Origin of the sequence: Vibrio sp. 10N.261.55.A10 (assembly GCF_041470825.1) — a bacterium.
Lineage (GTDB): Bacteria > Pseudomonadota > Gammaproteobacteria > Enterobacterales > Vibrionaceae > Vibrio > Vibrio crassostreae_C.
The window spans coordinates 1-25,306 of the sequence record NZ_JBFRNC010000003.1 but is presented as its reverse complement, the minus strand read 5'-3'; the positions used below and the strand labels follow the sequence as shown (position 1 = coordinate 25,306).

General features: G+C 43.6%; 26 protein-coding genes. 13 read left to right on the top strand and 13 right to left on the bottom strand.

Annotated elements, in window-relative coordinates; genetic code table 11:
* Positions 1–191: 191 nt before the first annotated feature.
* A complete protein-coding gene (gene htpG, locus AB4274_RS00405) occupies positions 192–2,096 on the bottom strand; it encodes a molecular chaperone HtpG (RefSeq protein WP_017062201.1) in 1,905 nt (634 codons plus the stop codon).
* A gap of 271 nt (positions 2,097–2,367) precedes the next feature.
* Between htpG and AB4274_RS00400 the strand changes: the two genes are divergently transcribed.
* The 3 genes from AB4274_RS00400 (at position 2,368) to AB4274_RS00390 (ending at position 4,252) form a co-directional block, all read left to right on the top strand.
* The gene (locus tag AB4274_RS00400) at positions 2,368–3,279 is read left to right on the top strand and encodes a transcriptional regulator (protein ID WP_017063403.1); all 912 of its coding nucleotides are present in this window, start codon (positions 2,368–2,370) and stop codon (positions 3,277–3,279) included.
* A 1-nt stretch (position 3,280) separates the two neighbouring features.
* A complete protein-coding gene (locus AB4274_RS00395) occupies positions 3,281–3,796 on the top strand; it encodes a regulatory protein ToxS (protein WP_017063402.1) in 516 nt (171 codons plus the stop codon).
* 135 nt (positions 3,797–3,931) lie between these two features.
* Positions 3,932–4,252, top strand: coding sequence for a SelT/SelW/SelH family protein (locus AB4274_RS00390; protein ID WP_017062204.1), 321 nt, complete (start codon positions 3,932–3,934; stop codon positions 4,250–4,252).
* Between the two features lie 24 nt (positions 4,253–4,276).
* Here AB4274_RS00390 and yfcE read toward each other — a convergent pair whose 3' ends face one another.
* The 5 genes from yfcE to AB4274_RS00365 are packed head-to-tail and all read right to left on the bottom strand — an operon-like array spanning position 4,277 to position 7,139.
* Positions 4,277–4,822: a phosphodiesterase gene (yfcE, locus tag AB4274_RS00385; protein ID WP_017068995.1), complete on the bottom strand. Its 546-nt coding sequence runs from the start codon at positions 4,820–4,822 to the stop codon at positions 4,277–4,279.
* Between the two features lie 47 nt (positions 4,823–4,869).
* A complete protein-coding gene (locus AB4274_RS00380; RefSeq protein ID WP_017062206.1) occupies positions 4,870–5,277 on the bottom strand; it encodes a CBS domain-containing protein in 408 nt (135 codons plus the stop codon).
* Positions 5,274–5,624 carry a P-II family nitrogen regulator gene (locus AB4274_RS00375; protein WP_017062207.1) on the bottom strand — a complete coding sequence of 117 codons (351 nt, stop codon included), beginning with the start codon at positions 5,622–5,624 and terminating at the stop codon, positions 5,274–5,276. Before AB4274_RS00375 ends, AB4274_RS00380 begins: the two co-directional genes overlap by 4 nt.
* Entirely contained in the window at positions 5,614–6,408 is a 795-nt protein-coding gene (locus tag AB4274_RS00370; RefSeq protein ID WP_372110538.1) for a DUF1538 domain-containing protein, read from the bottom strand. Before AB4274_RS00370 ends, AB4274_RS00375 begins: the two co-directional genes overlap by 11 nt.
* Positions 6,405–7,139 (bottom strand): DUF1538 domain-containing protein, encoded by a 735-nt coding sequence (locus AB4274_RS00365; RefSeq protein WP_017072437.1) that lies wholly within the window; start codon positions 7,137–7,139, stop codon positions 6,405–6,407. Before AB4274_RS00365 ends, AB4274_RS00370 begins: the two co-directional genes overlap by 4 nt.
* A gap of 289 nt (positions 7,140–7,428) precedes the next feature.
* On the opposite strand from AB4274_RS00365, the gene AB4274_RS00360 reads away from it, so the two are divergent.
* The 5 genes from AB4274_RS00360 (at position 7,429) to AB4274_RS00340 (ending at position 12,045) form a co-directional block, all read left to right on the top strand.
* Complete coding sequence (locus AB4274_RS00360) at positions 7,429–8,343, top strand: TIGR01777 family oxidoreductase (RefSeq protein WP_372056258.1); 915 nt, start codon at positions 7,429–7,431, stop codon at positions 8,341–8,343.
* 43 nt (positions 8,344–8,386) lie between these two features.
* Positions 8,387–9,214, top strand: a complete 828-nt coding sequence (locus AB4274_RS00355) for an SDR family oxidoreductase (RefSeq protein ID WP_017061923.1) — start codon at positions 8,387–8,389, stop codon at positions 9,212–9,214.
* Between the two features lie 396 nt (positions 9,215–9,610).
* Complete coding sequence (locus AB4274_RS00350; RefSeq protein WP_017061924.1) at positions 9,611–10,465, top strand: co-chaperone YbbN; 855 nt, start codon at positions 9,611–9,613, stop codon at positions 10,463–10,465.
* A gap of 197 nt (positions 10,466–10,662) precedes the next feature.
* Positions 10,663–11,592 carry an SPFH domain-containing protein gene (locus AB4274_RS00345; protein WP_017063395.1) on the top strand — a complete coding sequence of 310 codons (930 nt, stop codon included), beginning with the start codon at positions 10,663–10,665 and terminating at the stop codon, positions 11,590–11,592.
* Positions 11,593–11,595: 3 nt separating this feature from the next.
* Positions 11,596–12,045, top strand: a complete 450-nt coding sequence (locus tag AB4274_RS00340; RefSeq protein ID WP_017061926.1) for an NfeD family protein — start codon at positions 11,596–11,598, stop codon at positions 12,043–12,045.
* A 587-nt stretch (positions 12,046–12,632) separates the two neighbouring features.
* On the opposite strand, the gene cueR is transcribed toward AB4274_RS00340, so the two are convergent.
* The 6 genes from cueR to zipA all read right to left on the bottom strand — a co-directional run bounded on the left by cueR (position 12,633) and on the right by zipA (position 18,837).
* Positions 12,633–13,025, bottom strand: a complete 393-nt coding sequence (gene cueR, locus AB4274_RS00335) for a Cu(I)-responsive transcriptional regulator (protein ID WP_372110536.1) — start codon at positions 13,023–13,025, stop codon at positions 12,633–12,635.
* A gap of 93 nt (positions 13,026–13,118) precedes the next feature.
* Complete coding sequence (locus AB4274_RS00330) at positions 13,119–13,922, bottom strand: DUF2057 domain-containing protein (RefSeq protein WP_372110533.1); 804 nt, start codon at positions 13,920–13,922, stop codon at positions 13,119–13,121.
* 98 nt (positions 13,923–14,020) lie between these two features.
* Positions 14,021–15,160 carry a porin gene (locus tag AB4274_RS00325; RefSeq protein WP_372110531.1) on the bottom strand — a complete coding sequence of 380 codons (1,140 nt, stop codon included), beginning with the start codon at positions 15,158–15,160 and terminating at the stop codon, positions 14,021–14,023.
* Positions 15,141–15,296: a hypothetical protein gene (locus AB4274_RS00320; protein ID WP_004734257.1), complete on the bottom strand. Its 156-nt coding sequence runs from the start codon at positions 15,294–15,296 to the stop codon at positions 15,141–15,143. Before AB4274_RS00320 ends, AB4274_RS00325 begins: the two co-directional genes overlap by 20 nt.
* A gap of 389 nt (positions 15,297–15,685) precedes the next feature.
* Positions 15,686–17,698: an NAD-dependent DNA ligase LigA gene (gene ligA, locus AB4274_RS00315; RefSeq protein ID WP_372110528.1), complete on the bottom strand. Its 2,013-nt coding sequence runs from the start codon at positions 17,696–17,698 to the stop codon at positions 15,686–15,688.
* Between the two features lie 92 nt (positions 17,699–17,790).
* Positions 17,791–18,837, bottom strand: coding sequence for a cell division protein ZipA (zipA, locus tag AB4274_RS00310; protein WP_372110525.1), 1,047 nt, complete (start codon positions 18,835–18,837; stop codon positions 17,791–17,793).
* 229 nt (positions 18,838–19,066) lie between these two features.
* On the opposite strand from zipA, the gene cysZ reads away from it, so the two are divergent.
* The 5 genes from cysZ to crr all read left to right on the top strand — a co-directional run bounded on the left by cysZ (position 19,067) and on the right by crr (position 24,068).
* The gene (cysZ, locus tag AB4274_RS00305; RefSeq protein WP_029235129.1) at positions 19,067–19,825 is read left to right on the top strand and encodes a sulfate transporter CysZ; all 759 of its coding nucleotides are present in this window, start codon (positions 19,067–19,069) and stop codon (positions 19,823–19,825) included.
* A gap of 237 nt (positions 19,826–20,062) precedes the next feature.
* Positions 20,063–21,031, top strand: a complete 969-nt coding sequence (gene cysK, locus AB4274_RS00300) for a cysteine synthase A (RefSeq protein WP_017061934.1) — start codon at positions 20,063–20,065, stop codon at positions 21,029–21,031.
* Between the two features lie 302 nt (positions 21,032–21,333).
* Positions 21,334–21,591, top strand: coding sequence for an HPr family phosphocarrier protein (locus tag AB4274_RS00295; RefSeq protein WP_004734263.1), 258 nt, complete (start codon positions 21,334–21,336; stop codon positions 21,589–21,591).
* A gap of 136 nt (positions 21,592–21,727) precedes the next feature.
* On the top strand, positions 21,728–23,452 hold the full coding sequence (gene ptsI / locus AB4274_RS00290; protein ID WP_372058934.1) for a phosphoenolpyruvate-protein phosphotransferase PtsI: 1,725 nt from the start codon (positions 21,728–21,730) through the stop codon (positions 23,450–23,452).
* 106 nt (positions 23,453–23,558) lie between these two features.
* Entirely contained in the window at positions 23,559–24,068 is a 510-nt protein-coding gene (gene crr / locus AB4274_RS00285; RefSeq protein WP_004737851.1) for a PTS glucose transporter subunit IIA, read from the top strand.
* A gap of 485 nt (positions 24,069–24,553) precedes the next feature.
* Here the strand turns inward: crr and AB4274_RS00280 are convergent.
* Positions 24,554–25,306, bottom strand: a 753-nt coding sequence (locus AB4274_RS00280; RefSeq protein ID WP_372110522.1) for a flagellin, incomplete at its 5' end; no start/stop codon positions are given.

Genomic DNA, 25,306 nt, shown 5'->3' with positions numbered 1-25,306 from the left:
TAGGTCGAGCATTCTATCACATTAATATTCAATTTGGCTGAATTTACGACTAAAGAATGCATCGACAACATTTGTTGTGACGATAACGGTGACGTTGACCACGTTAGGTCAATTTTCAACGACGTTCATAAAAAAAGCCCGCATTTGCGAGCTTTTTATTGTAATTGTTGGCTTAACCTAAAGTCGAAAGACTAACGCTTTGTTAGTAGCTCGTTGATTGCACCCAAGAATTGTGACGGATCTTCCATTGAGCCCTTTTCAGCCAGCATCGCTTGACCAAGTAGCAACTCAACCCAACGACCAAACGCTTGCTCGTCTGCTTCGTCAGCCATCTGTTTAACCAGTGCGTGCTCAGGGTTAATCTCGAAGATGTACTTCACTTCCGGTGCCGCTTGACCCGCAGCTTCAAGAAGCTTCGCCATTTGCGTGCCCATTTCGAAGTCGTCAGTCACAACAACCGCAGGTGTTGTTGCTAGCTTGAAGGTCGTACGAACTTCTTTAACACGACCACCTAGGTAAGATTGAGTGCGCTCTACAACAGATTTGAACTCTTCTTCTGTCTCTTTTTGCTTCTCTTTCTCTTCTTCACCTTCAAACTTGCTTAGGTCTAAGCCTGCTTTAGTGATCGATTGGAACTGTTTACCGTCGAAGTCAGTCAGGTAGTTCATTACGTACTCATCAATACGATCGTACATTAGAACCACTTCAATACCTTTAGCTTTGAACTGCTCCAAGTGTGGGCTGTTCTTAGCGGCAGCGTAGCTATCTGCTGTCAGGTAGTAAATCTTATCTTGGCCTTCTTTCATGCGCTCAACGTAAGATTCTAGGCTGATGGTTTGTTCAGCAGAATCCACTTCCGTTGACGAGAAACGAAGTAGACCAGCGATCTTCTCTTTGTTCGCCATATCTTCAGCCGGGCCTTCTTTCAATACTAGGCCGAACTCTTTCCAAAACTCTAGGTACTTATCATTGTCATTCTTCGCCATGCGCTCAAGCATAGTCAGTACACGCTTGGTACATGCGCCACGAAGAGACTGAGTTACCTTGTTGTCTTGCAGGATTTCACGAGACACGTTCAATGGCAGATCGTTTGAGTCAATCAAGCCGCGAACGAAACGCATGTAAGATGGCATGAACTGCTCTGCGTCATCCATGATGAATACACGCTGCACGTAAAGTTTCAAGCCACTCTTGTGGTCACGGTTCATCATGTCCCAAGGTGCTTTCGCTGGGATGTAAAGCAGGCTTGTGTAATCGTTCTTACCTTCAACCTTGTTGTGGCTCCAGGTTAGTGGATCAGCAAAGTCGTGAGATACGTGCTTGTAAAACTCTTGGTACTCTTCTTTCTCGATATCAGATTTGTTGCGAGTCCAAAGCGCTTGCGCCTTATTGATCTGTTCCCAATGTTTCTCTTCGGTGTCTTTACCTTCGTCATCTTTCACTGCTGTGAAGATAGAAACAGGAATACCGATGTGGTCAGAATATTTACCAATCACTTCACGCAGACGCCACTCATTTAAGAACTCTTTACCGTCTTCACGCATGTGCAGAACGATGTCAGTACCACGAGACTCTTTAGTGATGTCTTCGATTGTGTAATCGCCTTCACCTGCAGAGTGCCACTGAACAGCTTCATTGTTCGGCAGGCCAGCTGCACGTGTGCGAACCGTTACCGCGTCTGCGACGATGAATGCAGAATAGAAACCCACACCAAATTGACCAATCAGTTGAGAGTCTTTGCTTTGGTCTTCAGACAGCTTTGAGAAAAAGTCTGCAGTGCCTGACTTAGCAATCGTACCTAAATGCTCAATAACGTTGTCGCGGCTCATACCGATACCGTTATCAGAAATGGTTAACGTGTTTGCTTCCGCGTTGAAAGAAAGTTTTACACCTAGATCTGCATCACCTTGGTAAAGGTCACCGTTCGATAGAGCTTGAAAACGAAGCTTATCAGCCGCGTCAGATGCGTTAGAGATCAGCTCACGTAGAAAGATTTCTTTATTTGAATACAGTGAGTGAATCATTAGATGAAGTAGTTGTTTTACTTCAGATTGAAAGCCACGAGTCTCTTTATTTTGCGTTGCCGTTTCGCTCATTTTTACTCCAAAACATCTATACTTTATGTTGAATAATCATAGGGGCGTAACACTTGATGCCACTCTTCTGTTCATTAACATGAGGATGACAAATGTAAATTCAAGGTCAAAAATCATAAAAACACTGTTTTTTTTATCTGTTTTTATTATCCTTGAGCCTGATAAATATAAAAGAACATAAAATAAGCCATGATTTGGTGAAGAATTAACGGAACTTCACCTGAGATTTGTCTATTTCGCCCCCCAAAACAATCCAAAATAGAAGAATTCAATGAGTAATATCGGCACAAAGTTTATTCTCGCACAACGGTTCGTATTCGACCCAAACAGCAATTCACTTGTCGATCAAATGAGCGACGGTGAAGTCGTACGTCTTGGTAGCAATGAAAGCCGTATTCTCTTGATGCTGTCAGAAAGGCCTAATGAAGTTATCACTCGTAATGAATTGCATGAGTATGTTTGGCGAGACCAAGGCTTTGAGGTGGATGACTCAAGCTTAACGCAAGCCGTATCGACTCTGAGAAAGATGCTCAAAGACTCGACTAAATCTCCTGAATTCGTAAAGACAGTACCGAAGCGCGGTTACCAATTTATTGCGACCGTTGAGCGCTCTGCGCCACTGTCATCAAATGATCAGCCAGTAGCCGCTGAAATTGCAGAAAATGACGTTGAACCTATCCTAACGTTTGCAACGCCTGCAGCGACTGAACAAGCAATCACTGACACATTTGAACCTGAGCCAATTACAAAAGTTCAACAAACTAAAGTGGCAGTAGAACCAGCAACCGCTCCTGTTGTAGCTCCGGCTAAAAGCACCAATAAATGGTTAACATTTTGGTTACTGCTTGCCGCTTTCATCATGCCGATTCTCGTTTTAACGTTTACTACCCCGGTGGAGTCCGAGTTCACGGTTTTGACTGAAGTGGATGGTGTAAAGGTTCAATCACCGGTTAACCACCCAGACCTCAGCAGTTGGCTGCCAGCAATAGAAAAGTGTGTATTAAGTTACAACACGAGTCACACTGGTGTGTTAAAGCCGGCTGAAGTGATCGCTACAGGAGGACAAACCAATAACCTTGCCCTCAATTACATTCACCCGCAAGATTACTCGAGCGAAAATGTAACCCTAAGAATTTACGCAAACCAGTCGGATGTAAACGACATTTGTAACGGTGGTAAGTAACATGAAATTAAAAGTATCGATTATCTTACTGGTTCTATCGGCATTTTTGAGTGGTTGGCTATATTGGAGCAGCAATGCAAAAGTAGAGCGCTTGCTCACTCAGCATGAATGGCAGTCGAGAATGGTGACGCTGATTAGCGATAACAAGCAAGCTGACTCAATCGGCCCACTTCGTAGAGTTGAACTATCATCGAATGCGAAATACCTACCAAATGGTACATATTTAAGAATGTCAGTGGTTAGACTTTACGGTAATCAAACTGAGCCTGCGAATGTCATCAACATCTCTGAAACGGGTCAGTGGGATATTAACGATAACTACTTACTGGTTTCGCCAACGGAGTTTAAAGATGTGACCTCGGCTCAGCGCCAAGACTTTTCAGAAGAACAGCTAGAGCTGATCACTCAAGTCATTAAGATGGACGCAGAGCAAAGCCGCCGCATAGATATTGTTAACCCGAAGGCACTGCTACTGACTAGCTTAAATCATGGTTCTACCGTATTGTTTTCAAACTAAGATTGGATCGCTATTTACTGTTTATGAATAGCTGAATACCATGAAACGGTAAACCAATAGAAAAAAGGGGCATGAAGCCCCTTTTTTGTTAGCCGTTGGTATCAAATTACGGATGTAGCATTTTAAGGATTAACCATGAAAACGGAACAACCTAATCTGGCGCCAGCGAAAGAGACAGCAACAAAAGCCACAATCGCGATACACTATTGCCGTCAATGCAATTGGATGCTTCGCTCTAGTTGGTTATGCCAAGAGCTACTGCATACCTTCAGCGAAGAAATTGAACAAGTGAGCTTACACCCAGACACAGGAGGCAGGTTCGAAATCTTTTGTAATGGTGTGCAGATTTGGGAAAGAAAAGCAGATGACGGTTTTCCAGAGGCGAAAGTTCTGAAGCAAAGAGTACGAAACATCATTGCTCCAGACAGAGATCTCGGCCACGTGGACTCAAAATAAGCCTTTCACAGCCGATCCAATGATTTAAAGCTGACCACTCACGAGAACATCACCTTCAAGGCTAATGACTTTGAAGGTATTGTTTTCATAGATGCCATAGCTTGCCGCGTGTCCCTCTCGTGGGAATGTCACCGAGCTAGGGTTAAAGATAAAGATGTCATCTTGGTATTCGGCGACAGGAATATGGGTATGACCGTGTGCAATGATATCGCCCGCCTTCAACGCAGGGCGTTTATTGGTGTTGTACAAATGGCCATGCGTTAGGAAGATACGCTGGCCTGATTCTAATAGCACCCACGAGTAATCCATCATCATTGGAAAAGACAACAACATCTGATCCACTTCGCTATCGCAGTTACCACGAACGGCAATGATCTCTTGAGAAAACGCATTCAACTTATCTGCAACCGCCGGCGGGTTGTATCCTTCTGGAATCGGATTTCTTGGTCCATGATTCAGAATGTCACCCAATAGAACTAAATATTGCGCACCAGATGCTTGGTAGAGTTCTAATACCTTTTCTGTTGCTGGCAGCGAACCGTGTAGGTCTGAAGCAAAAAATAATTTCACACGTACTTCTCCATAAAATTTATGAGCCTATTGTACGTATCTAAATGCTACACGTCATCTCTCGCCATACCATTGATCACGATATTATTGTAACTAACCATACCGACTATCTTGTTATCACGAACTACTGGCGCACGACTGATACCAAAGCGTTCAAACAGGCGAGCGCAATACTTTACGTTCATCTCAGCAGACACGCTTAGCGCTGGCTTGGTCATGATCTCATAAACATTGGTTCGCTTTGGAGATCGGTTCTTAGCCAGTACTTTCTTGGCAATGTCATTCATCAATACGATGCCGTATTCGTCATCTTCGTGGCGTTTATCGACAATGATTGCCTTCACTTTGTGCTTTTTAGCCATCTCTATCGCTTCTAACACCGTGGTTAGCCCATCGATAATCACATACGTATTGGCCATGACATCGCCTACTCGGATCTTTTCACTGGTACTCATAGCTCATCCTCCACAACCTTTGTTAACGTCTCGACTTGATGCGCAACCCCGACTGCGTCTTCGATATCGATCTGCACCGCTATACCTTGTCCTGACTCTTGGTCAAACTCACCGACTTCGCCAATAGTTTCAAGAATATGCCTCGCTAAGTGTTCCTCAACCACAAACAGCAACACATCTTTTTGTACCTCTAGCGTTAGGCCAAAGAAGGTGGTTTTTTGGTTTAAGCCTTGCCCTCTGGCGTTGTTAATCACCGTTGCTCCAGTCGCGCCCGCATCACGCGCGGCATCGAGCACAGTGTCGGTCTTGCTCTCTTCTACAAACGCTAAGATAAGTTTAAAGCGCATCTTTGCTCTCCTTAGAGGTGTGTAAACGGTTTAACCATTGTGTTATTTGGGCATAGCCCATCACTGAAATGATGGGAAATAAGCTGGCAAAGGCGATCAACCCAAAGCCATCAATAACAGGGTTTCTTCCTGGTACGGTTGAAGCGAGTCCAAGCCCGAGCGCCGTCACTAAAGGGACTGTCACCGTTGATGTAGTGACGCCACCCGAATCGTAGGCCAATGGAATAATGAGTTTTGGGGCGTAAAAGGTTTGAATGACCACGACGACATAACCAATAATGATGTAGTAGTGGATCGGGTCACCCGCAACGATACGGTAGCTGCCCAGTGAGATACCGATAGCAACGCCCAATGCCACGGCGATCCTCAGCCCATTGACGCTGATACTGCCACCGGAAACTTGGTTCGCCTTAATCGCTACAGCAATCAAAGAGGGCTCGGCTATCGTGGTGCTGAAACCAATACAAAACGCGAAAAGATAGACCCAGTAATAATCAAACCAAGCCAAAGCAAGACCAGAACTGATCTTAAACTCAGTCAAAAAACTTGGCTCGGTGAGTTGCATTGCCATCGTCTCCCCTAGAGGGAATAACGCGAGTTCCAATCCCATCAAAAAGAGTGATAAGCCAAGAATGACGTAGAAGAAACCGATCAGCACTTTGGCTAGGTTATTGACTGGCTTTCGCAATACCGCCAACTGAAAACCGAAGATGATGATCGCAATCGGGATCACATCCATCACAGTGCCGAGAAAGGTGTCGATAAATTGTTGAACACTGATCATGTCACCACCATCCCGTACACCATGACAAACATCATCGGCAGCAACGAAGCAAACGCGATCAACCCAAAACCATCTATCATCGGATTACGCCCTTTAATTGCCGAGGCTAAACCCACCCCTAACGCAGTTACTAATGGGACGGTGATCGTCGATGTCGTTACTCCACCAGAGTCATACGCAATTCCAATGATGTTTTCCGGAGCAAATGCAGTGAGCACGACCACTCCAATATATCCACCGATGATCATGTACTGGATTGGCCAACCTTTTAAGATTCTCAGCACACCGAGTAAAATAGCGATACCGACTGACAGTGCCACAGTAAAGCGCAGGCCATTGGCATACTGCTCCATTTCATCTAACGTATTGGGGATTACACCTCCCTCAGCTGCCACTTCTGCGGCTTCGGCAGCGACTGCGGTTAACGCTGGCTCGGCTATGGTGGTACCAAAACCCAAACAAAAAGCGAAGATCAATAACCAGAACACACTCCCCTTTCTGGCAAATGCTTGAGCCATCGATTCGCCAATTGGAAACAACCCCATTTCAAGGCCAAAGATAAAGAAAGTGAGTCCAAAAACGACGAGCACTAAGCCAGTCAGAATAGATAAAAGATGAGGAAGTGGCTCTTGTAAGACAGCAAGCTGGAAGAAAGCGATTACCGCCACGATTGGCAATAGATCCCTCAGGCTACCTAACATGGATCGAAACAAAGCAAGCACCGCCGTCATCGCAATTCCTTGTCGCTGATTATGAATTAATAATAATCATGGCAAATCCTTATCATTGCTTATGTGACAAATATTACGCAGTTGGTAACATATCCGAGTAAAGTGCATAAGTGTGATGACGGTACACATCCTGACTTGATGAATTTAATTTCACTCCTTTGTAAATTGAAAAAGGCGTAATTTGGGCATCACACGATTGAAACCTTATGATCGTTATAGTGATTTTTTCGTATTGATTGGCGACTAAAAACAAGCCATGTCTATAATTATGTTTAATAGGGAGATTGGTATGAAGATATTGTTAACGGGTGGTACTGGATTTATTGGCTCTGAATTGGTCAAGAGTTGGAACACTGACGACGTGACATTGCTGACGCGGAGTCCTGAAAATGCGAAGCAAAACCTAAATCACCTCAACCAGAACAACCTTCATTACATTCAATCCCTTGATGAGCTCAGTGATCTCAATGACTTTGATGTGGTGGTCAACCTCGCGGGTGAGCCGATTGCCGATAAGCGTTGGAGTACAGAACAAAAAGAGAGGATCTGTAACAGCCGCTGGCACATCACTGAAAAGCTGGTCGAATTAATTCATGCCAGTAGCAACCCGCCACACGCTTTTATTAGCGGTTCAGCCGTGGGTTACTATGGCGATCAACAGCAGCACCCGTTTGACGAGTCACTGCAAGTAGAAGATGAAAGCTTTCCTCATAAAGTCTGTGCCCACTGGGAAGAGATAGCCAAGAGAGCACAATCAGAAAGCACACGCGTGATACTACTGCGAACAGGGGTTGTACTTGGCGAGAATGGCGGCGCACTCAAGAAGATGCTATTGCCTTATAAGCTCGGCGTCGGTGGTCCAATAGGTTCAGGTGAGCAGTACATGCCATGGATTCACATTCTCGATATGGTGAGAGCCATCAATCACTTGTTGTCACTCCCCCACGCTCAAGGGGAATTCAATATGTGTGCCCCTCACCCTGTGACCAACAAACTGTTCAGCAGCACGTTAGCGAAACAATTAGGCCGACCGCATTTCTTATTCACGCCGAAATGGGCAATGTCGATTCTCATGGGGGAATCATCTTGTTTGCTATTTGACAGCATTCGCTCCAAGCCGAAGAAACTCACTGAGATGGGATTCATCTTTAGTTACTCAAGAATCGAGCCAGCACTAAAAAACTTGTTACAACATCAAGACTAATTCTTTACCCTAGAGCGATAGAGACTCTAATAAAGGATTAAGTGTGAACAAGTCGATTCTGATTACCGGTTGCTCAACAGGTATTGGCTATACATGTGCTCATGCACTTCAAAAGCGTGGTTTTCATGTCATTGCATCTTGTCGTGATCCACAAGATGTTCAACGCCTTCAAGATGAAGGCCTCACCTGTATTCAATTAGATCTTTCCAACCAAGAAAGTATTGAGCATGGCGCCAAGCTTGCTATTGATCTCGCACCTAATGGATTGTATGGATTATTCAATAACGGTGCTTACGGTCAAGCAGGGGCACTAGAAGACTTACCGACCCAAGGACTCAGAGAACAATTCGAAACCAACTTCTTTGGTTGGCATCATCTCGTCTGTCAGATCCTTCCGCACATGCGCGAGCGTGGCGAAGGTCGAATCGTACAAAACAGTTCCGTATTAGGTTTTGCAGCCATGAAGTATCGTGGTGCTTATAATGCTTCTAAATTCGCGATTGAGGGTTGGACAGATACCTTACGATTAGAACTGCATGGCAGCGGTATACAGATCTCATTACTGCAACCAGGGCCAATTGAGACTCAATTTAGAACCAATGCCTTGAAAGCGTTCAATAAATGGATCAACATTTCTGGCAGCGCCCACCAAGACGCTTACCAACAACAAAAAGATCGACTCGAAAAAGAATCATCGAATAACGCTTTTGTCCTGCCTCCAGAAAGTTGTATTGAGCCGGTATTCCATGCTCTCACCGCCGACAAACCCAAGCTAAGATACCGAGTTACGACCCCGACTAAAGTGTTCGCGGTATTGAAAAGGATTCTACCGAGTCGCTTGCTAGACCCTATTTTGAGAAAAGCTGCATAAATTACTAACTTTGAATGCAGAGTCGCAAACTTTAATGTAACGATGTAATTTTTCCGTAACAATAAGATGTCATGATTATCCTATCCCATCAGTTATTCCCAATTGATGGTTCTACTCTGGAAATCTCATGACTTTAAACCGCCTTAATTGGGTAGGTGTGGGTCTGGCAATTACGCTGTTTATACTGTTTTGAGTATCTCACGCAACGCCTCACTGACTACCTCGATGATAACGCTATGCCTTCCATGTTGAGATAACAACTCTATCAACATCGAAGCATAGCGTTTTTCTATTTTTGGTTCTTTTTATCCGAGATAACCGAGTTAGATCTTGAAGTTACCGACTAACCCCCCCATATTTGCAACGTATCCACAAAACAAACCTCAAGGAACGTAAATGCAATCTCCGCATATTGTTGAACTTAATGAGCAGAACTTTCGTCAAGTATTAGAAGGTTCGATGCAGACCCCTGTACTCATCCATTTTTGGGCACCAATGAGCCAAGAGAGCGCCCAAGTCATTCCTGAACTGCAAACTTTAACTCAGCAATACAACGGTGCCTTCACCTTAGCCCTGCTCAATTGCGAACAAGAGCAAGCTATTGCTAGCCAGTTTGGTGTTCAAGCACTGCCCACTATTGCACTGTTTGTTAATGGTCAGCCAGTCGATGGGCTCGGTGGCCCTCAAAGCATAGAAGCTATTGTCGATATGCTCAGCAAACACCTTCCTAGCCAAGATGAACTTGCTTTGCGTCAGGCTCTTGAGCAAATGCAAGCTGGCGAGCACACACAGGCACTAGCAGCAATGCAGCAACTTCCAGCAGAGCTGACGAATAAAGGTGAAGTAAAACTGGCGATCGCAGAGTGTTTGTTAGAAACACAACAATTTGACCTTGCTGAAACTCAGCTAGCAACTATCCCTCTTGAGTACCAAGACAACTACTACAAAGGCTTAGTTGCAAAGCTTGAACTTCATAAACAAGCAGCAGACAGCCCTGAAATACAAGCATTAGAAGCCGCTCTTCAGCAAAATCCGAGCGACGCTAAAACAGCATCTGAATTAGCATTGCAATATCACCAAGTGAACCGCAGTGAAGAAGCTATGGATCTATTATGGTCTTTCCTAGCCAAAGATCTTAATGCTCTCGATGGTGACATGAAGAAAGAGTTCATGGACATCTTGAGTGCGCTTGGACAAGGTAACCCAGTTGCCAGTAAGTACCGTCGACAACTGTACTCTCTGCTTTACTAGTTAAACCTAAAAAGCCGTAGATTAAACATCGAAAATTGACAATTCAATCAATTAGTTTATCGCATAATAGAATGTAAAATGGGCCATAAAATCAATGATTTATGGCCCATTTCTCGTTTATAAATTTGCTCAGAATTTAAATATGAGCCAGTATCAATACTGAACTATCAAAAACTCAAACTTGCAAAGGATTTTGTATGCCTATTGATACCTTGATTACTATCGGCGTCTTTACTGCCGTCGCACTGTTATTTATCTTCGCTGGCGTAAAAACCGTTCCACAAGGCAACAACTGGACCGTTGAACGCTTCGGGCGATACACACACACCCTTAAACCGGGTCTTAACTTAATCATTCCATTTATTGATAAAGTTGGACAGCGCATCAGCATGATGGAGCGTGTTCTCGACATCCCAGCACAAGAAGTCATCTCCAAAGATAATGCAAATGTGGTTATCGATGCGGTTTGTTTTGTTCAAGTTATCGACGCGCCTAAGGCAGCTTATGAAGTGAATGACCTTGAACATGCGATCCGTAACTTAACCCTCACCAATATCCGTACTGTGCTTGGCTCGATGGAACTGGATGAGATGCTGAGTCAGCGTGACATGATCAATACCAAGCTACTGAACATCGTTGATGAAGCGACAAACCCTTGGGGCGTAAAAGTCACCCGTATCGAAATTAAAGACGTACAGCCACCAGCAGACCTTACTGCTGCGATGAATGCCCAGATGAAAGCCGAGCGTAATAAACGTGCTGATATCTTAGAAGCAGAAGGTGTACGACAAGCTGAGATCTTGAAAGCAGAAGGCCACAAGCAATCAGAGATCCTGAAAGCAGAAGGTGAGAAGCAAGCGGCAATATTGCAAGCAGAAGCCCGTGAGCGTGCCGCAGAAGCAGAAGCTAAAGCGACAGAAATGGTATCAACGGCAATTGCTCAAGGTGACATGCAAGCGGTCAATTACTTCATTGCACAAGGTTACACCGACGCATTGAAATCTATAGGCCAAGCTGAAAACGGCAAGATCATCATGCTACCACTCGAAGCAACTGGCCTTATGGGTTCTGTAGCGGGTATCGCGGAGATGTTTGCACATAAGAATGACAAAGGTAGTAAGGACTAACTTATGGTCGAATTACTAGAACAAGTAAACCACTGGCATTGGTTAGCGTTTGGTCTAGCATTGTTAGCGCTTGAGCTAATTGGAACCGCTGGTTACTTTTTATGGATAGGCATATCTGCCATGCTGGTCGGTGCCCTATTAGGAGCATTACCAATTGGTTGGCAGATGCAATGGCTGTCCTTTGCTAGCTTCTCTCTTATTACCACTTGGTTGTGGTGGAGAAGACAACTCTCGAATGACAAGCAATCGGATGCAGGGCGAGAGTTAAACCAAAGAGAAAAGCAATTGGTAGGTCAAACCGTTATTTTAAGTGAAGACGTAAAGAAAGGTAGCTGTCGAATTAAGTTCGGTGACTCTTCTTGGTCAGCAAAGGCCAGTCAAGATATTCCATCTGGAACCGAAATTAAGATTGTCGCTTTAGACGGAATCGTTCTAATAATAGAACCTTTATAAACAAGAGCTATATGAAGCCTGCATTTTCAATAAATGCAGGCTTTTTCTATTTTTGAACCTTAATAATATTCGAATTATCATTGCGATAGATTGAATTGAAAAAAAAATAAGTTCTTATTTCGTAAAGCTAAAAAGTTTGATTGAGCTAAAAAGGTATAAGAAAGCCAGATTTCTTACCCAATATATATATGAATAGTTAACCTTACTCTCGCTTATTTATAATTATTAAAAATGTTAAGTCCGTCCAATTTTTGAAATTTTCTTTTCCTTGTCCATACTTTCAATTATCTCAATTAGAGATAAACCTAATGGAGTTTGTATGAGACATTTTTTAATAATTCTAACAGCTATTTTCAGCTTATCATTCGGAAGTGCTCTCGCGAGCAGTCAGTCTCCTGGTAACGGAAACATGGGGCCAATTGTAAAATGCTCAGATGGTAATGCAGTCACTCACGTACCATTGCTGATCTGTAAACATTACGGCGGAAAGGTGCTGTGATAGGTGCTGTGATAGGTGCTGTGATAGGTGATTAAAGTCAGGCTAGTAATGAAATTGCGGCCTGACGATTCTTTTTAGCTGACATAACCTAACTGCGGCCAGATAAATTGTTTAAGATAGGACATTCCGTTGAAGCATCACCAGGGCAATCATGAACCCAAGATTGCAGTTGAGCTTTCATCTTATTTAATTCAGCAAGCTTCAACTCTATTTCGTCTAACTTCTGCGTTGCCTTCTTTTTTATCTCGTAGCTTGCTCTATCGGGGTTCATTGCCAAATCAACTAGTGCTTTACACTCATCAAGGGTAAATCCAACCATTTTAGCTCTTAGTACAAACTCCAACTGTTCGATGTGAATCTCGCCGTATTGCCTATAGCCGTTTTCTGAACGATGTGGAGGACTCATCATGCCTTTACTTTCGTAAAAACGAATGGATTTCGCTGTTGTACCAACACGCTTCGCTACTTCACCAATATTCACAATCTTACCTGTAAGCCTAAAATGAAAAACCGCAGTACTGCTGTTATACAATACTGCGGTTGAAAAACATAGTTAGGGCGTAACGTTAAAGGCTTACTCTTGCTCTAACAACCAAATAATAGTTTGAGATTTTTCTTCACTATCTAGCTTGTTGAACCAGTATGAAACCATTTCGATCTCTTTTGAGCCTTCTAGTGGTGCTGGGTTCGCGTTCTTACGATTCTTGAATGCCCAATCTGTCACTGCAGCTTGCTCTTCTTTGGTTGCTTCACCATACCAGTAATTCACCATCTCTTGTGCTTGTGATGCTTTTGGTTCTTCAGCAACTACAGCCGCAACAGGCACCGCTACTGGAGCAACAGCGATAGCTGTATGATTATTTGCGCCGTTATAAATTGTGTCGATATACGCTTTCGGCACAATGAAAGTTGTACTCATTACTGAGTTTTGTCCATCAAGTGTAAATTCTAAGTTCTTTTGTCTTGCTTGCTGAATGTCAGCTTCGCTCAATGGAAATTCAATATATTGAGTCTTTGTGCAGTGTTCGCTGCAGCTCTCTCTTGGAACCTGTCTCTCTTCAAGGTCTATCGTCTTTCCAAAAAAGCTTACGGTTTCGTATTCTTTATAGCTCTGGAAGTAACTCACATCCATGATAATTGAAGATTCTGGAGCCGAGTTCTGTGTTACTTCTTTGTTGTATGTAAAGTAAAGTGACGATTTCAGGATATCAGCACCGACGTTCGCTTTACTTTCCGCTACATAAGATTGTCCAGTCACTTGAATGTAACCACCTTTTGGCTGTACATCTGCAACTGAGTCTGCAAAATTACTTTGTGAATCGAGTGAACTACAAGCTCCCAAAAATAATGATAATACAACTACACTAACTTTATTCATTATGACTAATTCCTTATGTTCACTATGGAAAAACGCTGGCAAACAAAATTTACCAGCGTTTTGATTTTTATCTAACTGTTTAAGCTAAAGATTCTAGCTTAGAAACCGTACTCAAGACCAACGCGAGTTACGATATCTGTATCAGCGTCACCAACAGTACGACCCGCTACACGTAGGTAAGGTACGAAACCGTTATGAACAGCCATTAGCTGACCAGAAATAGTGTTGCTGTCTGAGTTAGCATCTTTAGAACCATTTGTTTCAGACTCAAGGTTAGCTGCGTAACCTAGTTTGAAACCGATTGGACCATTCCAGTATTGACCAATGATTGAGTAAGAATCTTGAGTCACTTTACGGATTCCGTTATCTAGCTCTTCGCCTTTATATGCTGCTGCGATACCGAAACCAGCTGGTAGACTAGCTTCAAAACCTACGATGTATGCGAATGTATCGTCATCGTAACCAGCTACAGTATCAGTTAGGTAAATTTCACCTTTAGGCGTAGTTACGTTGCCGTTTGCATCTTTAATGTCTTCTTGAGCTACAACATACTCACCACCAGTCTCCGCTACTACACGAGTACCAGATTCAACCGCACCCATGAATGTTACTTTTTCGAAGCTGTACTTAGCACTTGCACCAACAAAGTTTGCATCACGAGTCGCTGCACCGCCACCGTTGTCGTTATCATCACGACCAACAGAAGCTGCAAAAGAGAAACCACCAAATTTAGCTGAATCGTAACGTACTTGGTTAGATTGACGATCGTAGTGACCGTTGATGCCGCCCCAATCGAATACAGAACCTAAACCAGGGTTAGAGAATGGCCAGTCGACGATTTCGTATAGTGGTGTAAGAACACGACCCACACGAAGGTTACCCCAAGAGCCAGAAGCACCAACGAACGTATCACGGAAACCTAGAACACCACCTGAAACGCCACCGTGAGACCAGTCTGTGCTATCTACGTAGCCAGATTCGATCTGCATTGTGATAGTAACGTCTTCAAACATATCTTTGTGAGCACGGAAGCCGATACGAGATTCATTCTCTACAGCGTAACCTGAGCTAGAGTCATTGTTATCAGTCGTGTTGTAGTTAACTAGAGAGATAGCTGCAACACCGTATACGTCAACGTTGAAATCAGAGTTGATACCAACTTCTTTCGCCATTACGCCTGTCGATAAAAGTGCAACCGTTGCACCTAGTAGAGTACGTTTAAAAAATTTGTTTTCCATGGAATAAAACTCCTAAAAATGGATATAGCTGTTTGAATATTCCCCGCCTAAAGTTGGCCGCCGTAGAGAGAAATACCTTTTCTTGTTTGAGAACCCTAAACTCTGAATTCTCTATTTCCTTTCTGGTTATACACATCATGTGCATCCATGGCATTAAGACTAACTTCGCCCTCAAAAAGATCAATGAGAACTTAATTTTCATCTAAAAAAATATGAGTTGGTGCAAATTTAATAGGTACTTAGTGATCCAGATCGATAAATAGAAAAATCCTCACCAAAACAAAATCAATACCAATAAATTCAACAACTTGAGGTAATTATCACTTTGTAAAAATAGATATGACTCGCAATTATGATACAACTAGAATGGTATTTCATTAATGTTGAGCGGCATCACTGTCCCTTTTTGAGAGTTCGTATAGGTACAAAATTCTCAACAATTAAAAAGGCATCTAATTTGCAGCAGACACAAAAAAAGCACTCCCTTTAAAGGAGTGCTTTTGAGCTTTTTTTACCTTGGTTTACTTACGAAATAAGTGCAATTAGATCTTCTTCTGTTCTTATTTCGATACCTAAATCTTGTGCTTTAGTCAGTTTAGAACCAGCGGCTTCACCCGCGAATAAGATATCCGTTTTCTTAGACACGCTACCGGTTACTTTTGCACCTAAAGCCTGCAAAGCGGCTTTCGCTTCACTACGACCTAATTGCGACAATGAACCCGTCAACACAACCACTTTACCTTCTAACGGTAGATCTTGGTCATCCGCAACAGCTTCGATTACAGGCCAGTTAACACCAAGCTCTAGCAACTGCTCGACTACAGCTCTGTTTTTCTCCTGCGAGAAGAAGCTCGTGAGGTGACTTGCTACGATGTCGCCAATATCTGACACTTCAACCAACTGTTCATGAGTGGCTGCTTGAACCAACTCCAACGTCTTAAAGTGCTGAGCTAAGTTCATAGCCGTCGCTTCACCCACTTCGCGAATCCCTAAAGAATAAAGAAAACGCGCTAATGTCGTGTCTTTGGCTTTATTCAGCGCACTCACTACATTCTGTGCAGATTTAGGCCCCATTCGATCAAGAACCGTAATCACGCCCGCACTTAACTTAAATAGATCGGCTGGAGTTTCTACCATTTCACGGTCGACAAGCTGCTCTATCACTTTTACGCCAAGGCCATCAACATCCAGCGCCTTTCTAGACACAAAGTGCTTAAGCGCTTCTTTACGCTGTGCCTGACACACTAAACCACCAGTACAACGCGCTACCGCCTCACCTTCGACACGTTCAACTGCAGAGTTACATATAGGGCAAGCATCAGGGAAAACAATGTCTCTAGCCGTTTCAGGGCGACGATCTAGTACAACAGCCACAATTTGCGGAATAACGTCACCGGCACGACGGATAATCACGCTATCGCCTACCTTCACACCTAAACGAGCGATCTCATCGGCATTGTGTAAAGTGGCATTACTAACCGTCACGCCGCCTACGAAGATAGGTTCCAGTTTAGCAACCGGCGTAATAGCGCCAGTACGGCCCACCTGAAACTCAACGTCATTGAGCAGGGTAATCTCTTCTTGAGCTGGGAACTTATAAGCAATTGCCCAGCGCGGCGCTCGCGCAACAAAGCCTAGAGTGACTTGTGCGGCAATGTCATCAACCTTAATCACCACACCGTCAATCTCATAAGCCAGAGCATCACGACGAGTCATAATATCTTGATAGTACGCTTTTACGTCCTCAAGCGAGCTTAGCTGCTTAGTTTCAGGACACATTGGCAAACCCCAGCCTTTCAGCTGCAAAAAACGTTGGTAGTGACTATTTGACAGCTCGGCACCTTGCACAACACCGACACTGTATGCGTAGAAAGCCAGTGGACGTTTCGCTGTAATGCGAGAGTCAAGCTGACGCAGGCTACCTGCAGCGGCATTGCGTGGGTTAACAAAAACTTTGTCGCCCTTCTTCAATGCCATCTCATTCAGTTTATCGAAGCCTGCTTTTGGCATAAACACTTCACCACGAACCTCAATCCGTTCTGGCCAACCTTCGCCTTGCAACTTAAGCGGAATAGAGCTGATCGTTCGTACGTTTTCTGTGATGTTTTCGCCAGTAGCGCCATCACCACGCGTTGCTGCCTGAACTAAGGTGCCATTTACATAGAGTAGGCTTACCGCTAAGCCATCAAGCTTAGGCTCACAACAGAAAGTCTTAAGATTGGCCATTGGCGCTCTATCAGACATACGCTTATTAAACGCATCCAAATCTTCATCAGAGAATGCATTATCCAGAGAAAGCATTGGGATCTCATGAGTCACTTGAGTGAAACCATCGAGAGGCTGACCACCAACACGTTGGCTCGGAGAATCTACCGTCACTAGCTCCGGGTTCTCTTCTTCGATCTTTAGCAATTGCTGCATTAATCGATCGTACTCGACATCAGGGATCTCAGGGCTATCTTCTACGTAATAACGAACGGCATGATAGTGCAGAGTTTCTCTTAACTGCTCTAAGGTAACTTGAATCGATTCTTTCATATCATTCTCTGTCGTGATTGAAATATCAAAAAGGGCTCCCTTAGGAGCCCTTTTCTATAAATATAGATTATTTATAAGGCTAAACAAGACGGCTAGGCGTTGGCTGCCGTCATAAAATCTCTGATTTGTTTACGGTAGTCAGACAAGCGATTAGGTGTCATTAAGTTACGTGACTCGTCCAAAACGTTTCCGCCCATATCATCAGCAATTTTCTGAGCTGCACTCAGCATTACATTAAAGTTCTGATCAGCTTGACCGTAACAAGGCAGCGTCATGAAGAACGAAATACCTTTCGTTGTAAAGTCAGCGGGATCATCATGTTCTAGAGTTCCCGGCTGCATCATGTTCGCAACACTGAAAATAACTTTTGGCTCATCGCTAGATTGTGCAAAGCAATGGTAGATAGACATCTCACCATAAGTTAGGCCGTTATTCTCCATGCTGCGGAAAAGTTCAGTCCCTACGAATGGGATTTCTCCTGCACAGTGAACATTAAGAACAATCACTTCTAAGCCAAGTTCTTCATCTGGCTTAGCTTCTTCAACAGACGATGTACTTTGTGGAGCAACGACCTCTTTCGAAACAAGCGGTTCACTTGGCGTCAATGATTCACTAGGAACGAGTGGCTCGGTAACAACCGAATCAGAAGCTTCTTCAAACGAACCGTACTGCTCTTGAAAGCCAGCATGGTTTTCTTTTTGCTCGTCAGTCAATTCAAAGCTTGGAACCTCTGGCTCAGCGGCCTCTTTTATGTCTTCAGGTTCACTCTCGATCTGAACTGGTTCTTCTTTAACACTGAAAGAAGGAAGATCATTTAATTCGATATCATCTTCGTAAGCTTCTTTCGCTTGTGGCGCTGTTAGCGGATCTGAGTCGATCAGCGGATCAGTATCAGAGGGTGAAACAGCAAAATCCGGCTCTTTACGTTCTTTTCGGATTATCTCAAAATCATCTTCTGGGGCGAATGAACGGTTTGGAATAGTTTCTGCTTCATCTAAGCTGTCGTTATCAAGCTTACCGAGCGGCTTATCTCCAAACTTTGCTTTCCCTTCTTTTTTACTCGTCCATAGACCATGGAACAATAATGCGGCGATAGCTAATGCGCCAACAATAATGAGTACAAATCGCAATTCCTGCATTTTTCGCTCTCAGCTTTCTTAGTCAACTAGCTATAAACACGCTGTCACTAAGTTGGGTTAATTTGGCTAATCTCACTACTCTATCAAAAGTAGCCACTGTTTTAGAACAACTTAATACAATTAGTTCCTTACATGGTGTGATTTTCACCACGCTTTTTTTCTTAATTTCGGTCGAGTACACTAGACATGTTTGCTATTTAACCAAATTCACATGTGACCTAATTTAAATATGACTATTGAATCTGTTCCCCGCTCCGGCTTTGGCTATTTTATTTTCGGAATAAAAATCGCTTTATCACCGAGCATTCGTAAGTTTGTACTAATGCCACTTATCGCGAACGTGTTACTCGTTGGTGGTGCCTTGTTTTATATCTTCTCCAACCTAAACACTTGGATTGAAGGTTGGATTGGTGCATTGCCAAGTTTCTTGTCGTGGTTGTCATACATTTTATGGCCATTACTTGTGTTAACCGTCTTGGCCACATTCTCGTATTTCTTTAGCACGCTCGCTAACTTCATTGCCGCACCGTTCAACGGTTTACTCGCGGAAAAAGTTGAAGAGTTGTTGAGCGGTAAAAAAGTTAATGACGATGGTTTACTTGATGTCCTCAAAGATACCCCACGTATATTAGCGAGAGAATGGCGCAAGCTTGTCTACATTCTGCCAAAAGCGATCGGTTTATTCCTACTTTTGTTAATTCCAGCACTAGGGCAAACCGTTGCTCCGTTTTTATGGTTCATTTTCACAGCATGGATGTTAGCGATTCAATACGCCGACTACCCGTTCGATAACCATAAAATCAAATTTGATGACATGAGAAACAATTTGAAACAAAAACAAGGCAAGAGCTACAGCTTTGGCGCGCTTGTTTCTGTGTTCACCACAATTCCAATTCTAAACCTGATCGTAATGCCCGTTGCCGTTTGCGGCGCGACGGCAATGTGGGTTGCTGAGTTTAAAGACCAAGCTCTGCGTTCTCGTCTATAATTCTCGTCTATTACCCCGCCTATACTTCCTAGTTTCGCCTATCTTTTTGAAGTTCTGATTTCAATAAAGATAGGCGTGAATTCTGCTACATATCTATATGATATAACTTTTTAATCCTTTTACCTTTTTTTCAACTTGTTTAATCTAAATTCAAGCTGAATAAACATCGTAAGACACTAGACGGTAAAGTGATTGATATACTACGTTTAGTTCTGTCATTAAATGAAGGAATATCGCATGAGCAAGATCTACGAAGACAACACCCTAACGATTGGTAACACACCTCTAGTCCGCCTTAACAAAGTAAGCAAAGGTAACGTCCTAGCTAAGATCGAAGCTCGTAACCCAAGCTTCAGTGTTAAATGTCGTATCGGTTCAAACATGATCTGGGAAGCAGAAAAAGCGGGTACGCTTAAGCCAGGTATCGAGCTTGTTGAACCTACCAGTGGTAACACAGGTGTTGCACTTGCATTCGTAGCAGCAGCACGCGGTTACAAACTAACGCTAACTATGCCTGAATCAATGAGCCTAGAACGTCGTAAGCTGCTTAAAGCGCTTGGCGCAAACCTAGTGCTGACTGAAGCACCAAAAGGTATGAACGGTGCGATTGCTAAAGCAGAAGAGATTGTTGCTTCAGACCCAGACAAGTACCTACTACTTCAACAGTTCAACAACCCAGCCAACCCACAAATTCACGAGCAAACGACTGGTCCTGAAATTTGGGAAGCAACAGACGGCGAAATCGACGTGTTTGTAGCGGGTGTTGGTACGGGCGGTACTATCACAGGTACAAGTCGTTACATTAAAGGTGAAAAAGGCAAAGCGATCACTTCAGTAGCGGTTGAGCCGGCTGAGTCTCCAGTGATTGCACAGGCACTTGCAGGTGAAGAAATCAAACCAGCTCCACACAAAATTCAAGGTATCGGTGCAGGTTTCATCCCTGGAAACCTAGATTTAGAGATTATTGACCGTGTTGAATCGGTAACTTCTGAAGAAGCGATTGAGATGGCTCAACGCCTAATGAAAGAAGAAGGTATTCTTGCAGGCATCTCATCTGGCGCGGCAGTTGTAGCAGCAAACAGAATCGCCGAACTACCTGAATTTGCAGGAAAAACTATCGTTACTGTACTACCAAGCTCTGGTGAGCGTTACCTAAGCACAGCCCTATTTGCTGGCATCTTTACGGAAAAAGAGAACCAACAATAATATGTGGTCAAATCAATTTTTCGTCCAAAAAAGCCCCGTTTAGGGGCTTTTTTGTTGATCCCTGCCCCACCTTTGGTAATATCGGGTCTGTTTTATTTTTCGCTTCAAAATAAAAGAAGCAATAAACAAATTCTGAAAGTCATGAGTACTCAGCAAAAGACGACCATGGCTGGATAAAAATTTATAACCAGTCTAAGTTCTAACACGAACATGGCGTACTAGCCTCTAGCGCATTTGGGCTAAAGCAGTTAAGCTAATCTGGTTACAAACTTACAAAAAATAAATTAATTGGGGTATATAAAATGTACGAGAAGCAAGTAGAAATCACAGCAGAAAACGGTCTTCACACTCGTCCAGCTGCACAGTTCGTTAAAGAAGCAAAATCTTTCGACGCTGACATCACAGTGACTTCTAACGGCAAAAGCGCTAGCGCGAAAAGCCTGTTCAAACTACAAACTTTAGGCCTAGTAAAAGGTACTAACGTTACTATTTCAGCTGAAGGTCCTCAAGCTCAGCAAGCAGTAGACCACCTAGTTGCTCTTATGGATCAACTACACTAATACGGTCTCCTTCTTTCAAAGCCATTTTGCATAGCAAAGTGGCTTTGTTCGAAATAGATAGGAATAAGCGCGACATTAGTCGACGACTTAAAGTCACACACTCTCCCGTTTACAGTTGAACAACTAAGGTAAGGCTATGATTTCAGGCATCCTAGCATCTCCTGGTATTGCTTTCGGTAAAGCACTACTACTTCAAGAAGATGAAATTGTCCTAAACACTCAATCTATCTCTGACGACCAAGTTGAAGCAGAAGTACAGCGTTTCTTTGACGCTCGTAACAAATCTTCTCAACAGCTTGAAGTTGTTAAGCAAAAAGCACTTGAAACTTTTGGCGAAGAAAAAGAAGCAATCTTTGAAGGCCACATCATGCTGCTTGAAGATGAAGAGCTAGAAGAAGAGATTTTAGCACTCATCAAGAAAGAAAAAATGCACGCAGACAACGCGATCCACACTGTGATCGAAGAGCAAGCTGTTGCACTAGAGTCTCTTGATGATGAGTACCTAAAAGAACGTGCAACTGATATCCGTGATATCGGTACTCGTTTCGTTAAAAATGCTCTAGGCATCAACATTGTATCTCTAGCAGATATCAATGAAGAAGTTATCCTAGTAGCTTACGACCTAACGCCATCTGAAACTGCACAAATCAACCTAGACTACGTTCTTGGTTTCGCTTGTGACATCGGCGGTCGTACATCTCATACTTCAATCATGGCACGTTCTCTTGAGCTTCCAGCTATCGTTGGTACTAACGATATCACTAAGCAAGTTAAGAACGGCGACATGCTTGTGCTAGACGCGATGAACAACAAGATCATCATCAACCCTTCTGAAGCAGAACTAGCAGAAGCTAAGAAAATCAAAGCAGATTTCGAAGCAGAAGCGGCTGAACTAGCAAAACTAAAAGATTTACACGCTGAAACTCTAGACGGTCACCGTGTAGAAGTTTGTGGCAACATCGGTACAGTAAAAGACTGTGACGGTATCCTGCGTAACGGCGGTGAAGGCGTTGGTCTGTACCGTACTGAATTCCTATTTATGGACCGTGACGCGCTTCCTACTGAAGAAGAGCAATACGTTGCTTACAAAGAAGTAGCAGAAGCAATGGAAGGCGAGTCAGTGATTATCCGTACTATGGATATCGGTGGCGACAAAGACCTACCATACATGGACCTTCCACAAGAGATGAACCCGTTCCTAGGCTGGCGTGCAGTACGTATCAGCTTGGATCGTCGTGAAATCCTACGTGACCAACTACGTGGCATCCTACGTGCGTCTGCACACGGTAAACTACGTATCATGTTCCCAATGATCATTTCTGTTGAAGAGATCCGTGAACTGAAAAAAGCAATCGAAGAGTACAAAGTTGAACTTCGCGCTGAAGGCCTAGCTTTCGATGAAGAAATCGAAATCGGCGTAATGGTTGAGACTCCAGCTGCTGCTGCAATCGCACACCACCTCGCGAAAGAAGTTTCTTTCTTCTCTATCGGTACTAACGACCTAACGCAATACACTCTTGCGGTAGACCGTGGTAACGAAATGATTTCTCACCTATACAACCCACTATCTCCTGCTGTTCTTACAGTAATCAAGCAAGTGATCGACGCATCACACGCTGAAGGTAAGTGGACTGGTATGTGTGGTGAGCTTGCTGGTGATGAGCGTGCAACGCTACTTCTACTTGGTATGGGTCTAGATGAGTTCTCTATGAGCGGTATCTCTATCCCTAAAGTTAAGAAAGTAATCCGTAACTCTAACTTCGCTGAAGTTAAAGCTATGGCTGACGAAGCACTATCTCTACCAACAGCTGCTGAAATTGAAGCTTGCGTAGAAAAGTTCATCGCTGAGAAAACTCAGTAATCGCCAATCGCTTAATAACGTTAGACGGCTAAAAATAGTCGTCTAATTTGTTAGATTGGTATAGTATATTCTACAGAATAAAACTAAACGTTAGGAGCATGACACAATGGGTCTGTTTGACAAACTGAAAAAGCTTGTATCTGATGACAGCGCTGATGCTGGTGCAATCGAAATCATCGCACCTCTTTCTGGTGAAATCGTAAACATCGAAGATGTGCCAGATGTAGTTTTCGCTGAAAAAATCGTTGGTGACGGCATCGCGATCAAACCAGCTGGCGACAAAATGGTAGCTCCAGTTAACGGTACTATCGGTAAGATCTTCGAAACTAACCACGCATTCTCTATCGAGTCTGACGACGGTGTTGAGCTTTTCGTTCACTTCGGTATCGATACTGTTGAACTTAAAGGCGAAGGCTTCACTCGTGTAGCTGAAGAAGGTCAATCTGTTAAAGCTGGTGACACTATCATCACTTTCGACCTAGCGCTTCTAGAAGAGAAAGCAAAATCTACGCTTACTCCAGTTGTTATCTCTAACATGGACGAAATCAAAGAGCTGAACAAGCTTTCTGGTTCTGTAACTGTTGGCGAAACTCCAGTTCTTAAAGTAACTAAGTAATCTCGATTACTTATCTGCTTTAATTAAAACGCTACCTAAGGGTGGCGTTTTTTGTGCCTGCTATATAGTTCTAATGCCAGATTACCAGCCGCTTTGGCCTTATACCTAACAACTACAAATCCCCTTCTTCTTTGGGCCTCTCACGAACAGAGATCCCTGACATCTCGCTCGGTTCGATTCTGGGATGACGATTAAACACTATGGTTTAAGCCTGAGTGATTGTTACTCAAACCGACCTCTTCTATACAGTTAGCTATAGAGTCACCAATACCCAACTCCCGTCATTCCCTACAGTGAGGCACGAACGTGATAGGGAATCTCGCTTTCCAATCAACTACCAACACCACAACTCCCCTCTCTTCTCCAAATTTCAGGCAATAAAAAACCCAGCCGAAGCTGGGTCTGTTTAGCGCTCATCTCTCACCACGAGCTAATTTGTGAAAGCCTAACGTCAACACTATCGGTCAACGTGGCTTTTCAATCGATTAACCTAGTAGGCTAAGTGCCGAGTTCGGTGCTTGCTTCGCTTGAGCAAGAATCGAGCTTGAAGCTTGAGAAAGGATCTGAGACTTAGTCATCTGAGTCGTTTCTTTCGCGAAGTCGGTATCTTTAATACGGCTCTTAGATGCGTTAACGTTCTCGTTAATGTTGTCTAAGTTGCTGATAGCGTGGTCGAAACGGTTTTGGAAAGCACCTAGCTCAGCACGGTGACTGTCTACATACTTAAGGGCCGCATCGATTACTGCTACAGACTCTTGTGCGCCGCCAACAGATGTTACGTCGATAGTATCAACCGTTACGTCTTTAGCTGCTTGAATACCTAGCTCGCCCGCAAGACCGCCAGAGAAAGACACATCGCCGCTCACTTTGTTGTTGCCTGTGAACATTTGTAGCTTGCCGTCTTCAGTAACAGACGCTTTAACAGAATCTTGTTGACCGTTGATGTAAGTCGCTAGCTCTTCGATGTCATCACCCGCTTTTGCGCTGATGTCGATTTCTTGTGCTTGGCCGAAGTTGTCAGTGAACGACAGTTTTAGGTCGTTAGAGCCCGCTTGAACGTTCCAGTCTTTGTCTTTCGCGTTCTCAGTTTGGTAGCTCTTACCACCCATCTGAGCGTTATCAGAGCGCATGTCTTTCAGTTGAAGCATTACAGCTTCACCGTTATCCGCACCGATTTGGAATGATTTAGTACCGTGAGTACCGTTAAGCAGCTTGTTACCACCAAAAGACGTCGTTTC